This is a genomic window from Enterovibrio paralichthyis, assembly GCF_019209835.1.
Classification (GTDB): Bacteria; Pseudomonadota; Gammaproteobacteria; order Enterobacterales; family Vibrionaceae; genus Enterovibrio; species Enterovibrio paralichthyis.
In genome coordinates this window covers 61,771-75,493 of record NZ_JAHUTS010000001.1, presented here as the reverse complement: position 1 = coordinate 75,493, position 13,723 = coordinate 61,771, and the positions used below count along the sequence as shown (strand labels likewise).

General features: G+C 48.6%; 13 protein-coding genes. 7 read left to right on the top strand and 6 right to left on the bottom strand.

Annotated features, from left to right (window positions below; genetic code table 11):
* From KU854_RS00335 to KU854_RS00315, 5 genes are all read left to right on the top strand, one after another.
* Positions 1–1,566: a family 16 glycosylhydrolase gene (locus KU854_RS00335; RefSeq protein WP_218356516.1), complete on the top strand. Its 1,566-nt coding sequence runs from the start codon at positions 1–3 to the stop codon at positions 1,564–1,566.
* Positions 1,567–1,757: 191 nt separating this feature from the next.
* Positions 1,758–2,480 (top strand): YebC/PmpR family DNA-binding transcriptional regulator, encoded by a 723-nt coding sequence (locus KU854_RS00330; RefSeq protein ID WP_054779671.1) that lies wholly within the window; start codon positions 1,758–1,760, stop codon positions 2,478–2,480.
* Positions 2,481–2,552: 72 nt separating this feature from the next.
* Positions 2,553–2,903 (top strand): hypothetical protein, encoded by a 351-nt coding sequence (locus KU854_RS00325; RefSeq protein ID WP_218356515.1) that lies wholly within the window; start codon positions 2,553–2,555, stop codon positions 2,901–2,903.
* Between the two features lie 65 nt (positions 2,904–2,968).
* Complete coding sequence (locus KU854_RS00320; protein WP_218356514.1) at positions 2,969–3,631, top strand: DUF3047 domain-containing protein; 663 nt, start codon at positions 2,969–2,971, stop codon at positions 3,629–3,631.
* A 365-nt stretch (positions 3,632–3,996) separates the two neighbouring features.
* Complete coding sequence (locus KU854_RS00315) at positions 3,997–5,556, top strand: hypothetical protein (RefSeq protein WP_218356513.1); 1,560 nt, start codon at positions 3,997–3,999, stop codon at positions 5,554–5,556.
* A gap of 326 nt (positions 5,557–5,882) precedes the next feature.
* Here KU854_RS00315 and KU854_RS00310 read toward each other — a convergent pair whose 3' ends face one another.
* The 3 genes from KU854_RS00310 to KU854_RS00300 form a co-directional block, all read right to left on the bottom strand.
* On the bottom strand, positions 5,883–6,284 hold the full coding sequence (locus KU854_RS00310) for a hypothetical protein (protein ID WP_218356512.1): 402 nt from the start codon (positions 6,282–6,284) through the stop codon (positions 5,883–5,885).
* Between the two features lie 385 nt (positions 6,285–6,669).
* On the bottom strand, positions 6,670–7,776 hold the full coding sequence (locus KU854_RS00305) for a M20/M25/M40 family metallo-hydrolase (protein ID WP_218356511.1): 1,107 nt from the start codon (positions 7,774–7,776) through the stop codon (positions 6,670–6,672).
* 161 nt (positions 7,777–7,937) lie between these two features.
* Complete coding sequence (locus KU854_RS00300; RefSeq protein ID WP_218356510.1) at positions 7,938–8,597, bottom strand: glutathione S-transferase family protein; 660 nt, start codon at positions 8,595–8,597, stop codon at positions 7,938–7,940.
* A gap of 119 nt (positions 8,598–8,716) precedes the next feature.
* Between KU854_RS00300 and KU854_RS00295 the strand changes: the two genes are divergently transcribed.
* Positions 8,717–9,592 (top strand): LysR family transcriptional regulator, encoded by an 876-nt coding sequence (locus KU854_RS00295; protein ID WP_218356509.1) that lies wholly within the window; start codon positions 8,717–8,719, stop codon positions 9,590–9,592.
* A 61-nt stretch (positions 9,593–9,653) separates the two neighbouring features.
* Here KU854_RS00295 and KU854_RS00290 read toward each other — a convergent pair whose 3' ends face one another.
* The gene (locus tag KU854_RS00290; RefSeq protein WP_218356508.1) at positions 9,654–10,277 is read right to left on the bottom strand and encodes a LysE family translocator; all 624 of its coding nucleotides are present in this window, start codon (positions 10,275–10,277) and stop codon (positions 9,654–9,656) included.
* A 225-nt stretch (positions 10,278–10,502) separates the two neighbouring features.
* On the opposite strand from KU854_RS00290, the gene KU854_RS00285 reads away from it, so the two are divergent.
* On the top strand, positions 10,503–11,192 hold the full coding sequence (locus tag KU854_RS00285; protein ID WP_218356507.1) for a DUF4336 domain-containing protein: 690 nt from the start codon (positions 10,503–10,505) through the stop codon (positions 11,190–11,192).
* Between the two features lie 12 nt (positions 11,193–11,204).
* On the opposite strand, the gene KU854_RS00280 is transcribed toward KU854_RS00285, so the two are convergent.
* Positions 11,205–13,157, bottom strand: coding sequence for a sensor domain-containing diguanylate cyclase (locus tag KU854_RS00280; RefSeq protein ID WP_218356506.1), 1,953 nt, complete (start codon positions 13,155–13,157; stop codon positions 11,205–11,207).
* On the bottom strand, positions 13,154–13,717 hold the full coding sequence (locus KU854_RS00275; RefSeq protein ID WP_218356505.1) for a YfiR family protein: 564 nt from the start codon (positions 13,715–13,717) through the stop codon (positions 13,154–13,156). The genes KU854_RS00280 and KU854_RS00275 overlap by 4 nt, the downstream gene beginning before the upstream one ends.
* Between the last annotated feature and the right edge of the window lie 6 nt (positions 13,718–13,723).

Here is a 13,723-nt window from a genome sequence, read left to right as displayed (position 1 = left end):
ATGAACAATTTCCCCTATCGGCGAGCAGTGATTGCCAGCGCAATATTCGCGGCACTCGTCGGTTGTGAATCAAAAATCTACGCCCCAATCACGCAAGGGCCTGATACCAGCAGCCCTGTAGTTCGCCCTGGTAATGGCTGGACGCTGGTCTGGAACGACGAATTCAGTGGCGAAAACATCGATTCCTCGAAATGGAACCTCGAAGAAAACTGCTACGGCGGCGGTAACAACGAGCGGCAATGCTACACAGACCGTGAAGTCAACGCCTTCGTGAAAGACGGTAATCTCAATATCGTCGCCAACGATTATCAGTTTACCGGGCCATCCGACCCGCAAGGTGTTAGCCGTCACATGGCGACCCTCCCCTACACTTCCGCCCGCCTGAATTCTAAAAACAAAGGCGACTGGAAGTATGGCCGATTTGAAATCCGCGCCAAGCTGCCTTCAGGGCAAGGTACCTGGCCTGCAATTTGGATGCTGCCAACAGATTCCGTATACGGTGAATGGGCGGCTTCCGGCGAAATCGATATTGTGGAAGCCGTAAACCTGAAAACGCCGACCGATGAACTGGGCGCAGAGCCCGGTAAAAAAGAAGGCCGCATTCACGGTACGATTCACTACGGCAGACAATGGCCTGACAACGTCAGCACCGCGGCGGAATTTGAATTGCCGGGGCATGTTAACCCTGCTGACGGCTTTCATACCTACGCGCTGGAATGGGAAGAAGGCGAAATGCGTTGGTATGTGGACGACGTTCACTACGCAACCCAACGCGCTGACGGCTGGTACAGCCAATATAAAGAAGGTGGCAAATGGGTAACGGGCGAAAATGATGCGCCGTTTAACCAACGCTTCCATCTTTTGCTGAATTTGGCGCTCGGCGGCTCATGGGCTTCTAACGCCAATGAAGGTGGTGTCGACCCGTCTATTTTCCCGCAAACCATGCTAGTGGATTTTGTCCGCGTGTATGAATGCGCGGAAAACCCGCAAAACGGCAAAGGGTGTGCGACCGTGTCTGAAGACGCGCAATTTGTGGCAGGAACACCGGCACCGGAGATCATCATCCCGGGCCCAGACTATGCCACTGGTCCGCTGTTTACCCTGTTTGATGACAAACCGGATAAACACCTGCGCTCGAAAGAGTATGATCCACAATTCAAGGTCTACACAGAAACCAAAGCGGTTGAAGGCCGCGGCAACGTGCTCGCGATTAAGAAAACCGGCGACGTTGGTAACTTCTATTTCGAGTCACCGGAAGTGAACCTAGATGAGTGGATGCAAGGCGGTGAAATCGTGTTCGACCTGATGGTTGAAGACAAAGCCCCAGATGCGAAAATCATGGTCAAAGTCGACAGTGGCTGGCCACACGCCAGTGATATTGATGTTGACGTGCCGCCGCTGGGTCAATGGAAGCAGGTACGCATCAGCTTTGCGGAGCTGGTAGAAAACGGCAACCGCTTCGCAACTGATGCCAAAGCCAACGTTGAAGCTATTCGCAATGTCTTCGTCATTGAGCCAACCGGCCCTATGGTGCTGAATATCGACAACATCCGCTACGAAAAGTAGACCGATGAAACGGTTAAAAGGGAGGCATTTCGCCTCCCTTTTTGTTTCAAGCAGGCAAATATAAGGGTTAAGAGTTGATCAGACTCAGCAAATACGCCGATATACCCGCGATAAAAGCTGGAAAAAGCCCGTGACTGATTGATAAAATCCCTGCCACTTCAATAAACGCATAGCAAAGAGAGTGACTCCCCATGGGACGCAGTTTCGAAGTTCGTAAAGCTTCAATGGCGAAAACACAAGGCGCCAAAGTTAAGCTGTACTCTAAGTACGGTAAAGAAATCTACGTTATCGCGAAAAACGGCGGTGGCGACCCAGAAACCAACCTGTCGCTGAAGCGCATGATCGAGAAAGCGAAAAAAGATCAGGTGCCAAGCCACGTAATCGAGAAAGCTATCGAGAAAGCGGCTGGCGGCGGCGGTGAAAACTATGAAGTTGCGCGCTACGAAGGTTTTGGCCCAGGCGGTTGCTCAGTGATCGTTGACTGTCTGACTGACAACAACAACCGTACTTACATGGAAGTGCGTCAGTGCTTCGTGAAAACCAACTCTAAAATTGGTGGCCCAGGTACTGTAGCTCACATGTTCGACCACCAAGCGGTTTTCCAATTCGCCGGTGACGACGAAGAAGCAGTGCTGGAAGCACTGATGATGGCAGACGCAGACGTGACTGACATCGAGTGTGAAGACGGCGTGATCACAGTATTTGCACCAAACACTGAATTCTTCAAAGTGAAGAGCGCGCTGGCTGAAGCAATGCCAGAAGTGACTCTGGACGTTGAAGAGATCACTTTCGTTCCACAAACCATGACAGAAGTTACTGGCGACGACGTTGCGACTTTCGAGAAGTTCATGGACATGCTGAACGACTGTGACGACGTACAAAACGTTTATCACAACGCAGAAGTAGAGGCATAATCTCCCCACTGCGTATGAAATGCCCGGTTTACGCCGGGCATTTTTCGTTTACCTTAAAAGTAAGGCTCCATCATGGAACAACAAGATTTTGAAACGCTGGTGAAAGCGCTGAGCGCAACCACCGGCCTGCCAGAGGCGCTGGATATGCTGAAAGCCAGCGAAGACGAAAACGTTGCAGAAGCGGCGAACGCTCTGACTGGTCAATTCGCACTGGCAGAAGTTGAAGGTGAAAACCGCGTTTACCACGTTTTCACTGAAGAAAACGAGAACGGTGAAGAACAAGAGTTCGTTGAGCACGTAATGAACGTGGGTGACGACGTGATGGTTTTCGTTGCCTGGTTCTTCTACACTCAGTTCGAGATCAAAAACCGCGACACCTACGCCGCCGCTGGCCGCACCTACAAGCAGTCAAAGCGCAGCTGATTCCGGAAAGCCTGACAAACGTCAGGCTTTTTTGTAGTGATGTAATGCTCTTACACGGAGGGACTATGAAAAACGGACTTTATCTGTTCATGCTCGCGAGCTTTTTCTCTTACTCATCTGAAACCGTGGTCGAGCTGCCCAAGTTCACTGAAGAAGAACTCCCCCACTGGGAGATGAAAATCTTCTCAGGTGAAACCTTCTATCAAGCACTTCCTTCCGAAAATATACTCAAAGCACAAAGTAACTGCACAGCATCCGGATTAATGTTCAAGCAGAAAATTGATCTGCAGAAAACGCCATACCTCAACTGGAGCTGGAAAATCAGCAACAAGCTCCCGCCGTTATCTCAAAGAACCAAAAAGGGTGATGACTATGCCGCCCGAATCTACCTCATTATTCACAAAGGCTTTTTCCCCTGGAGCAACAAAGCGTTGAATTATGTTTGGTCAGGTTCGAACAATATGGGTGAACACTGGAACAATCCTTACGCCGGGGAAAAAGTAAAAATGTTGGCCGTTCGTGATGCCGATTCAGAGGTGAACGTCTGGTATGCCGAAAAGCGGAATGTTTATCAGGATTTGATCACCCTGTTTGGGGACGAAGGCAGTGAGCAAGCCAACCTTAAGAGTTATCAGTACATTGATGTCGTCGCGCTAATGACAGACACCGACGACAGTTCATCAAGCGTTGAAAGTTATTATGGTCCTATCTCGTTTAGTTCAGAATAAGACTTAGCTAAACGTCAACTAAGCCCGATGCAACATGTGTTCTTGGTTTATCAGACCACGGCAGAAGACGATAAAGCGCTCTTGTTCTTCCCCCTTTTCAAGGGGGAAGTTAGATGGGGGTTTTGGATCTTTGGTAGCGTGAATCGGAAAGGGACAAAACCTTGTTACGAATTACTAGAGTCTCAGTTGCTTCAGATAACCTAAGCTAATCCAAAGTACACGAATGCTTCACAAATTGATGAGCAGTGTCAATTTAGAAGCCAAAGACTTTGATTGGGATTATTTAATCCTAAAGAAACTAAAGCAGTTTTCATCAATAACGCTTAATATTGCGATTATTTTATCGCATTGCTTAGGGTGCATTGATGGAAGCAAATATTTTAACAGTTATAGCTATTTTAGTTGCAGGTTATACGCTCTTGTCTGAGGAAAAAAGAAACGATTTACTTCTTAGGATGGGATGGATAGATAAGCTATTGCTTCTTACTGCATGCATAATTGTCGCATACATCACTTTTATACCAGTATTGTCACACTTCAAATTGACAATTCCACTTCCTTGGCTTTGGGGTTTTAACGCCGACCTCACGACATTTTCTGTCATTTTGCTAATATTAATCTATCTAGTCTTTAAACTGCTTGGTAATCGACTTCCACAATCCCGCATCAAATCTTGGAACGACACATCACTACAATTACTTCGTCAGCGAAAGTACAAAGAGTTAAGTTATCTCGTTGATAACTATCATCTCCAGTTTTGCTCTATTCATAAAGATAAGTGGTATGACAGGCTGCGTTCCAAGTTGCAAAGTGTTTATCGTGATGAGTTAGATGCTCTGATTAAAGGCGAGCAAAAAAAAATTTCGGCAACAACAAGATGGGGAGTTCGAGTTATTGATTGGTTATTACCTACTCGTCAAAAACTAAAAGACAGATCCACGGTTGGTTTGCAACATTTATTACACTCGAAATCATTTGTTCAATATTATGCTCTTCATAATCCTCAAGCATGCATGGAATTAACGTTGCTACCATGGGCTGTTTCAGATAAGTTTAGTGACCTTTTCTTGCAAAGTCTGATGCTAGACACTGAAAGTACGTTTTATCGCGAAGTCCGTGACACTCAACAAATCAGTATTAGTAGTGGGTATTATATTGACCCTGCTAATCCACTTTTATTCTTCTATCTTAGTGACCTGACTATCGCTACTGATCAACAAATATGGAAGCCCATTGGTGACAGTGCAGCAACATATATATCAAAACAAAATGACTGTGCTGAAAATCACTATAATCAACCTTATCACTGGTCATATGAAGACGAAGAACGTTGGGTTTGTCCTATCTATATTACATTACACTTTTTTGATGTAATGGTGCAGAGAGCAATCTACACTAATTTTGCTGATCACATGTGGCTACGGTATTACCACACTTTCCTGAGGCATATACTTGAAAAGTATCAACCATCACCTGGAGTCAGCCAAGTCAGTAGCATACCAACGCGCTATGATTATCTGGTTGACGAGATTTTTAACAATTGTATTTCATGGCTTGAAGCTGCAATCGATAAGAAAGTGGTTTTGATTGAGCAAGGACATCAGCTCTGGCCGATCCCTGTTAGCTTCTCGGCAAAAACATTAGGAGAGCTGTTACTATTGTTATTGCAAGCAGAGAACTTCTTCGACTCAAGATGCACACAACAATTGAGTAAGGTTATTCGTCTTAGCAACAAGCTAGAAGAGGCGGGATTAACTCGATTAAACGAAGAAATAGCAACGGAGTGCCTGCCCACGTGGGGAATTGAAAATACTGAAAAATATCAGACCAGATTGAGAAAATGTTTTGTTGATGTTGACCCTCATGAAACTAGCTTAGATTCCACGTTATGCAGAAAAATAAAAATTTACGTAGGGATTGAGTAATCCATATTTATTACTAATTGCAGAATTTAACCATCTTAGTTTAAGTGTGGCCATTCGATTACTTAAATTGAGGTGGATTGGTAAAAGTATATATGTAGCGAGCTTCTACTCTAAATCATTTTTGGGGCATGAACGTGCCATTGAAGATCGACCTGGCAAGAGTAGAGCAAAACCAACCCCATCCTAACCTTCCCCTTGAAAAGGGGAAGGGACTAAAAGCGGGAGGCGCGTTTGGGTTTGAGGCATAAATCATTAAAAACAATCTGCCAGTTCTGAATATCCCTTGAACTAAAAACTGACAGATTGCGTTTTGGCTATCCGATGTTTTACAACACGACTTCCAAATCCGCGGGTTGCAGGCACTGGCCTTGGTTTTGACTGTCAACACCTACCCACGCCCACTTGTACCAGACTTGCTCGTTATTCACAGTCTGATTCCATGTTTCATCCTGTTTGAGGTCAACAGCTTCACAGTCCCAGCCGCCGATTGCGTCATATGCCTTTACGCAGGTGTTTAGCATGATTTTACTTTGGCAGGAATTTTTCAACGTAATGACCAGTTTTTCTGGCATCCAATAAGAAGCGTCTGCAACTGTACATTGTGAAAATTCCGGAGCATTGGATGCACTCACCCAGCACTCTCCTCCTTGTGTCGATTGACCGGCGGCGCCAAACGTTGCCAGCCCCATACCTAACCCTGCCAGTGTTCTCGTTATAATATTTTTCATTGCGATACCTTAGTGTGAAACTTTGCACACAAGGGTATACAAACAGATCCGCGCGTTTTCCAGTGCTGTGTCACACTTTTTGCCGTGTATGTGAATTTAGGCACACCAATAAGTAATTTACGGATCACACAGAAAGGGAATGAAGCGAGCGATACCGGGAGGATCATTTTCGGGAGACGCCCCCCCAGAAAGCTGAACCTCAAATGTGGGTAAGCGCATCGAATACCCGGCTTACTTTCGTGTCTTCAATATCTGCATATCAGCACTGCTTACCTTTGTCGCCGTCAATATCGCCTATCAGCAAATTTATTCGCCTTTGTTCACACAGTAACGGGTACAAAAAAACCGCCCAATCAGGCGGCTGTCATTTCTGGTTTAACTGCAATTAGCGGGTGACGTAAGTGCGGACAAATTCGGTGACCGCAACCAAGTCAGCAATCGCGATAAACTCATCGGTGGTGTGCACTTTTGACATACCGGTCGACAGGTTTACGGTTTTCAGACCTTTCTCGTTGAAGATGTTTGCATCTGAACCGCCACCGGTTGGTTTGGTCATTGGCTCAACACCGTTCGCTTCAAACGCTGCTTTGATTGCCATCACGTGCGGGTCGTTGTCTGCAATGCGGTATGCGTTGTAAGAGCGGGTAGATTCAATCTCGATGCCTGCACCGTGTTTTTCAGCTGCAGCTTCGAACGTTGAAACCATGTGCTCAACCTGCTTCGCCAGCTTGTTGTCATCCAGCGAACGCGCTTCTGCTTCGATGTACAGCTCAGGCATAACAATGTTGGTCGCCTGACCGCCGCGCACCACGCCGATGTTCGCAGTGGTTTCTTCGTCAATACGGCTCAGCGTCATGTTACAAATTGCATCAGACGCGACTGTCAGGGCGTTGATGCCGGTTTCAGGGGCCAGACCTGCGTGCGCCGGTTTGCCTTTGATGGTCACTTTCAGGCTTTGCTGGCCAGGTGCTGTTGTGATGATGGTGCCGATTGGGCCGCCTGAATCCATCACAATCGCCTGCTGGGATTCAATTTTGCTCATGTCGAAGTGCTTTGCGCCTTCAAGGCCCAGCTCTTCGTAAACGGTGAACGCCACTTCAATGGTCTTGTGCGCTTCGCCGTTTTCTTTGATGGTGCGTACCGCTTCCATCACTGCCGCGATACCTGACTTGTCATCACCGCCCAGAATGGTGTTACCTTTTGAGCTGATGATGCCATCGTTGATCACAGGCTCAATGCCGTTGCCCGGCGTCACAGTATCCATGTGGCTGCTAAACAGAATGCTGCCTTCCAGCTCACCTTTCAGTTTGCCATAGATGTTGAAACCGTTAGTGATGTGCGCTGGCACGTCCAGTTTTGTTACTTCAAAACCCATCAGACCCAGTTGTTCAGCCAGTGTTTCGGCCATGGCTTTTTCATTGCCTGATTCGCTGTCAATTTTTACCAGCTCAATAAAATGCTCAACCAGTCTTTCTTGATTAATCGTTATCATCGGTATGCGACTTCTTTTCTGCGGGACGAGGCAGACACCTTAAACCGACTTGGCCGCATTTTTTGATGGTCTATATCAAAGAAATGGCCGATTTGGCCGTGATAAGTACGCAAATGGCGAGCATTTGCCCGCCATTTAGAACATTGAACCGTTTCGGTAAATTAAGCGTCGATTTCCACGCCCGCTTCATCTTCCGGCACCACTTCAGTGTCGGATTTTGATTCCTCTATCCACTGCCTGACCGCACTGTTTTCCAGCACTTTTTCTGCGTATTGCTGGGCAGCAGGTGACAGCGATACACCGTAGGTGACAAAACGCAGCACCACAGGCGCATACATCACATCCGCCATGGAAAACTCACCAAACAGCCAGCCACCTTTTGCGCCGAACTCAGCCATTTGCTGCGACCAAATCTGGTCGATGCGGGCAATGTCTTTGAGGCACGCCTCACTTGGGGAAACCTGGCGACGTCCCCGAATGTTCATCGGCATTTCATTGCGCAGTGCGGAAAAGCCAGAATGCATTTCGGCTGAAACCGCACGGGCTTTTGCACGCTGCGCAACATCTTGCGGCCAGCCTTTCCCGTCGAGGCACTGCTCATTCACATACTCGGCAATCGCCAGTGAGTCCCATACGGCAATCTCACCATCCACCAGCACCGGCACTTTCGCTGCCCCTGAATAATTGGCGATTTCATCATAGAAGGCGTCGGTGAATAGCCTCAGTTCGATTTCTTCAAACTCAACACCAAAGCCGCGAAGTGCGAGCCAGCCGCGCAGTGACCAGGTGGAATAGTTTTTATTGGCAATGATCAGTTTCATGAGGCAACTCCTTTTGCGTTCTTTGGTTTGAAACGAGTATGCTCAGTCAACCACAAGGTTTCCAACGCATAGTTTTGATACCTTGTATTCGAAATCGTGATGCAAGGACAAATCAAGCAATGGATATTGAGTCACTGAGAAGCTTTCTGGCGATTGTCGACACCGGTAGTTTTACCCGCGCCGCAGCACAGATACACCGCACCCAATCGGCGATCAGCATGCAAATCAAAAAGCTGGAAGAAGAGTTGGACAGCAGTTTGTTTGACCGTGAAAAACGGCCATTGACCCTTAGCATTGCCGGACAACGATTGGTCAGCCATGCCCGCCGCTTGGTTGCTTCACACGATGACGCGCTGGATGCATTTTCCCGCGAAGACACCACCCGCCCTATCCGTATTGGCTGCCCGGATGATTACGCTGAAAGCCTTCTTCCTGCCCTGCTCGAAACGTTCCGCAACCAGCTGAAAAGCAGTGTCACCTTTGACGTATTGTGTGCATCCAGCACACGGTTAAGGCAACGGCTGGACAGCGGCGAACTGGATTTGGCCGTGGTAACCCGCGCACCAGACAGCGATGAAGGCTGGCTGTTAAAACACGACAAAGGTGTGTGGATTGGTGGCAGCGACAAACGCTTGCTGGAACGGCGTCCCCTGCCCGTCGCCTTGTTTGATAAAAACTGTAAATTTCATACCACCGCGCTGGACGGCCTCGGCAAATATGGCATTGAAGCGGAGCTGTACGTTTTCACCACCAGCGCATCCACCCTCAAGGGATTAGTGAGAAGCAATCAAGCCATTTCTGCCATGGCACTGTCGAGCGTACCGCCAGATTTAACGATATTGAACCATGCCAATCTGCCGCCGCTTCCGGCTATTGATATCGTGATGGTCACTGCTACCCATTCACATCCATTGATTACGCCATCGCTGATTTCATCTATTTCCCAGCAGTTTTCAAAAGCAACAAAACAGGAGACGGCAGCAAAGATCGCCTAACAAAAAGCCGCCCAAAAACAGGCGGCTTTGTATTGTTCACCAGGTTGTTCGCGGGCATGAATTACCGGCTGATGGCCAGATACGCTCCAGCCCCAATCATGATAGAGCCGGCACTGCGGTTCATCCGTTTGAGTGCCTTTTCAGTTTTCAGCAATTTGGCCGCGCGATCCGCACCCAGCGCAATCATCATGCCGCCACTCATCAAGGCGAAACCAGCCAGAACATTCACCAACGCTACATCTGCCATGCTCAGGACAGTTAAATCCATAAATGTTGGCAGGAAGGCGATATAAAACAGGATCACTTTCGGGTTCGAGGCTGAAATCAAAAATCCCTGCATAAAATCCGCAACCAGACCTTTGGACTTCCTTACCGGTTTAGCAGAGAAATCCGTCACCTTAGGCAAGGTTTTAAACATTTTGTACCCAAGGTAAATCAGGTAGGTCGCACCCACATAACGGATGACAGTAAACAGACCGGCATAATTCTCCGCAATAGTAGCAAGACCAAAGCACGCTAGGGTGAGATAGACAAGATCACTCACCACCATGCCCGTCATGATGACAACGCAGTCGCGCCAACCCGTCACCATGGCTCGCGCCAGAATCGCGAAAATTCCGGGACCCGGGGTGATCACAAAAATGAAAATCGCAAACGTAAACGTCAGCGCAGCCTCGAACGACATGGTTTTCCCTGTTCATATTGTGTTAAGCCGCCTTCCACGCTAACAGAATCCCATTCCTTGTCGAGTGGAGTTTAGACTGAGTTTGGTGACCCAAATTCGCGCCAGATACGGATTCGAAACCACAGGTTCTCGCCCTGCTCGAAAGATTAAGGTAACGTGTGATTCGAACACTTGCTTATCCATCATCACAATACGCCCATTTCACTTCAACAACGAGGAAATGCCATGTACCTGCTTGCAGAGAACATTTGGATTGTTGATGGCGAAACCGTCTCCTTCTATTCCCTGCCGTACACCACGCGGATGACCGTTGTCCGGCTTGAAGAAGGCGGTTTATGGATTCATAGCCCTGTCGGGCTGACAGACACGTTGCGAAAGGAGATTGATAAGCTCGGCGAGGTCAAATACCTGATTGCCCCCAATCACCTTCATCACCTGTTTTTGGGAGAGTGGCAGGAAGCGTATCCCAACGCACAAACCTTTGGCACACCGGAGGTTATTGATAAGCGGCGTGATCTCAAGTTTGACAACACTCTTGGAAAACAAGAAAACTGGCCGCTGGATGGTCAGATATCACAACGGCTTTTTACCGGCTCGCGCTTTATGGCGGAATGTGTGTTTTTCCACCACCGCTCCAAAACGCTCATCGTCACCGACCTGATTGAGAACTTCGATCCTTACCAGTTCAACAATCTACAGCGCCCCATTGCCAGGCTGGCGGGTATCCTCGCGCCTGAAGGCAAAATGCCTATCGACTGGCGGCTGAGTTTTATGTTCAACAAAGCCACTGCCCGTGAACACATGGAAACCATCATCGGCTGGAACCCTGAACGCATTGTTATGGCCCACGGTGAAATCATTCCCCATGATGCCGTGCCGTTTCTAATGCGCTCTTTCGACTGGTTGCTGGACTGAGCCTGAATAGGCTCAATCCACCAGTTCCGGCGCGTCACTTCGTATAAAACACTCTGCCCCTTCCGGTGCAAACGCATAACCATTTTTGCCATTGGCTTTTGCTTCGTACATCGCGCGGTCAGCTTGTTCAATCACTTCAGTCAATGTCGCGCTGTCGTCTGCTTTCCAGCAACGCACACCGATACTCGCACTGACGTTTGGCATACAACCATTGATCTGGATGGTTTCCGACAAACTCTCCAGCAGGCGCTGAAGAGGCTGTTTGACATCCACCGCATCCACCAGCGCAATCAGGAATTCATCGCCGGATAAGCGGGCGACGAAATCACGTCTCGATACATTGGATTTCAAACGCTTGGCGATAACCTTCAGCAGTTCGTCCCCTACTTTATGCCCAAACTGGTCATTCACTGCCTTAAACCCATCCAAATCGATGAACAGCACGTGAAGGTCGCGCCCTTTCTCGTGGTCATCACTCAGTTTTTCATGGGTTCGGATCCGGTTTGCCAACCCGGTTAATGCGTCATGGCTGGCGATATGGTTCAGGCGTTCAATTTCCAGCACCGCCGATTGGTCAACGAGCGTGACGACAAAGCCATCAATTCTTCCCAACGGATTGGTCAGGGTGGTCACATGCACTTCGCACAAAATCTCTTTGCCCAATGCGGTGACAAACAGGCGCTGCCCCTGCCAGAACCCGTTGGCGTAGAGGTTTTTAAAATCAGAAAAACGCAGGGTGAGACTACTGCCGTCAGCGAGGGTTTTCCAATACTCATGGGCACCAAACAACTGCAGGCAAGCGGCATTCTGCGTTTTTATTTCCAGCGAGCGGGACAGGACCAGCGTTGCATCCTGACTTTTATCGAAGATAAGCTCGGCAAGTTTACGACGGCGTTCCGCTTCCCGCTGCCCTGTTACATCATCAAATTGAACCAGGGAGTGCTGCTCTGACGCCATAGGTTGGGCGCTGACCAGAAATATCGTGCCGGTAGCCGGGTGCTGCAATTCGGTATAACGCAACACTTCCTGATTCTCGATAGCGTATGCAAGGGCGGCGACATTTTCTACCGGAACCAGCGCTGCCATCACCGCTTTCAGATTACTTGCGTCACAGGCGATCACGCCAAGCAGTTTTTTCGCCGCAGGGTTGAAATAGTTCACCGTCTCATTCGGGGCAACAACCAGCACACCATGTTCCATGGTATCCAGTACCTCACCGATATAATGGCTTTTGTTTTCGAGCCGTTTCAGCGTCTGCTTAAGTTGGTAGTCACGGTCTGTTAAATCTGCCACCAGGTTGTTGAAACACGCTGTGAGCTGACCCAGTTCATCATTGTGACGAACCGGTATCGCTCTGCTGAAAACGCCAAGGCGCAGCATTGACGACATTGACTGGTGCAACGACGCCAGCGGCATAGAAACAATACGGTGAAGCATGATGCCAAAAAGCAGTGAGAACACGGAAAGAACAGCGATGCCCACAATCAGGTAGATACCAATTATGTCGCGTTCCTTCTCCATGGCTTCCCGGGAAACAAACATTTCAATGTGTGCCAGCTCATCCGGGCCCAGTTTGATCGGTCTACTAATGGTCACAAAGCGAGTGTCCTGACAGGTCATCCCTGACAGCCTGATGTAGCAGTCTTCTGGCATGTTAAGGTAGCGGGCGAATACCTCTGTATCATTTGTCACCACACGTGCGGCAATCAGATCCGGGTCGGCACTTAATGCTTCAAGCAGCTCACGCGCCGTCATTTTGTCATCAAAGGCAACCGCAGCGGTCAGGTTGAGCGCGGTAGCATTTGCCAGGATTTTGGTGCGGCTCAGCAGATCCTGCTCAAGTCTGTCTTCTGCCGCCTGATTTACAAGCGCACCCAGAATGACAATACCGCTGGTCATCAACACCCAGGTTGGTATAACCAGCTTCACCCGCAAAGAGAGATTGGAAAGCCACTTAAATATCATGGTCTATCCCCCTTGATAACGACTGCGATGGAAAGCAATTGCGACCGCAGCCTGAACGCTGAACCCTGGATATTCCCAAGATGGATAAGAGGCTTAATGCGGTTGTTAACACGCTTGAACGCGACCATGCCACCTGCATCGATAAACCGCCGCCCTTCACCGACAAGCAGTGCACTATTGCTGCGTTTGCGCAGATCAGCCACATAGTCCCGGTCGCTGGAGGATGTGTACACCACATCGCAGCGCAAATCAGACTGTATGGATAAATCGAGCAGGGTAAAGGTTGCCTGGTCTGATTTTTGTTTCACCACTTCCGCCAAGCGTTGGCTGACCGGATTTTCATTGTCTGAGCAAAAACGGAATCGGGTATCTGATTCGGGACGGGAATCCCAATCAATCAACATGGCGAACCGGAACAGGTAGACGGCTTTTAAGTCCTCATCTTGAATATCGGTGGCGCTCACCTGGGCACTGATGATGGTCAATACCATCACCAGAAACCCGGTTAACAAGGGACGTATACGATTGGGGCGAAATGCCAATACAGCGTTCTTCTTCATCAATTC

What these genes read in the sequence shown, in the direction of transcription:
- KU854_RS00335 (WP_218356516.1), top strand. Translation starts at nt 1, where the DNA reads ATGAACAATTTCCCCTATCGGCGAGCAGTGATTGCCAGCGCAATATTC.
- KU854_RS00330 (WP_054779671.1), top strand. Translation starts at nt 1,758, where the DNA reads ATGGGACGCAGTTTCGAAGTTCGTAAAGCTTCAATGGCGAAAACACAA.
- KU854_RS00325 (WP_218356515.1), top strand. Translation starts at nt 2,553, where the DNA reads ATGGAACAACAAGATTTTGAAACGCTGGTGAAAGCGCTGAGCGCAACC.
- KU854_RS00320 (WP_218356514.1), top strand. Translation starts at nt 2,969, where the DNA reads ATGAAAAACGGACTTTATCTGTTCATGCTCGCGAGCTTTTTCTCTTAC.
- KU854_RS00315 (WP_218356513.1), top strand. Translation starts at nt 3,997, where the DNA reads ATGGAAGCAAATATTTTAACAGTTATAGCTATTTTAGTTGCAGGTTAT.
- KU854_RS00310 (WP_218356512.1), bottom strand. Translation starts at nt 6,284, where the DNA reads ATGAAAAATATTATAACGAGAACACTGGCAGGGTTAGGTATGGGGCTG.
- KU854_RS00305 (WP_218356511.1), bottom strand. Translation starts at nt 7,776, where the DNA reads ATGATAACGATTAATCAAGAAAGACTGGTTGAGCATTTTATTGAGCTG.
- KU854_RS00300 (WP_218356510.1), bottom strand. Translation starts at nt 8,597, where the DNA reads ATGAAACTGATCATTGCCAATAAAAACTATTCCACCTGGTCACTGCGC.
- KU854_RS00295 (WP_218356509.1), top strand. Translation starts at nt 8,717, where the DNA reads ATGGATATTGAGTCACTGAGAAGCTTTCTGGCGATTGTCGACACCGGT.
- KU854_RS00290 (WP_218356508.1), bottom strand. Translation starts at nt 10,277, where the DNA reads ATGTCGTTCGAGGCTGCGCTGACGTTTACGTTTGCGATTTTCATTTTT.
- KU854_RS00285 (WP_218356507.1), top strand. Translation starts at nt 10,503, where the DNA reads ATGTACCTGCTTGCAGAGAACATTTGGATTGTTGATGGCGAAACCGTC.
- KU854_RS00280 (WP_218356506.1), bottom strand. Translation starts at nt 13,157, where the DNA reads ATGATATTTAAGTGGCTTTCCAATCTCTCTTTGCGGGTGAAGCTGGTT.
- KU854_RS00275 (WP_218356505.1), bottom strand. Translation starts at nt 13,717, where the DNA reads ATGAAGAAGAACGCTGTATTGGCATTTCGCCCCAATCGTATACGTCCC.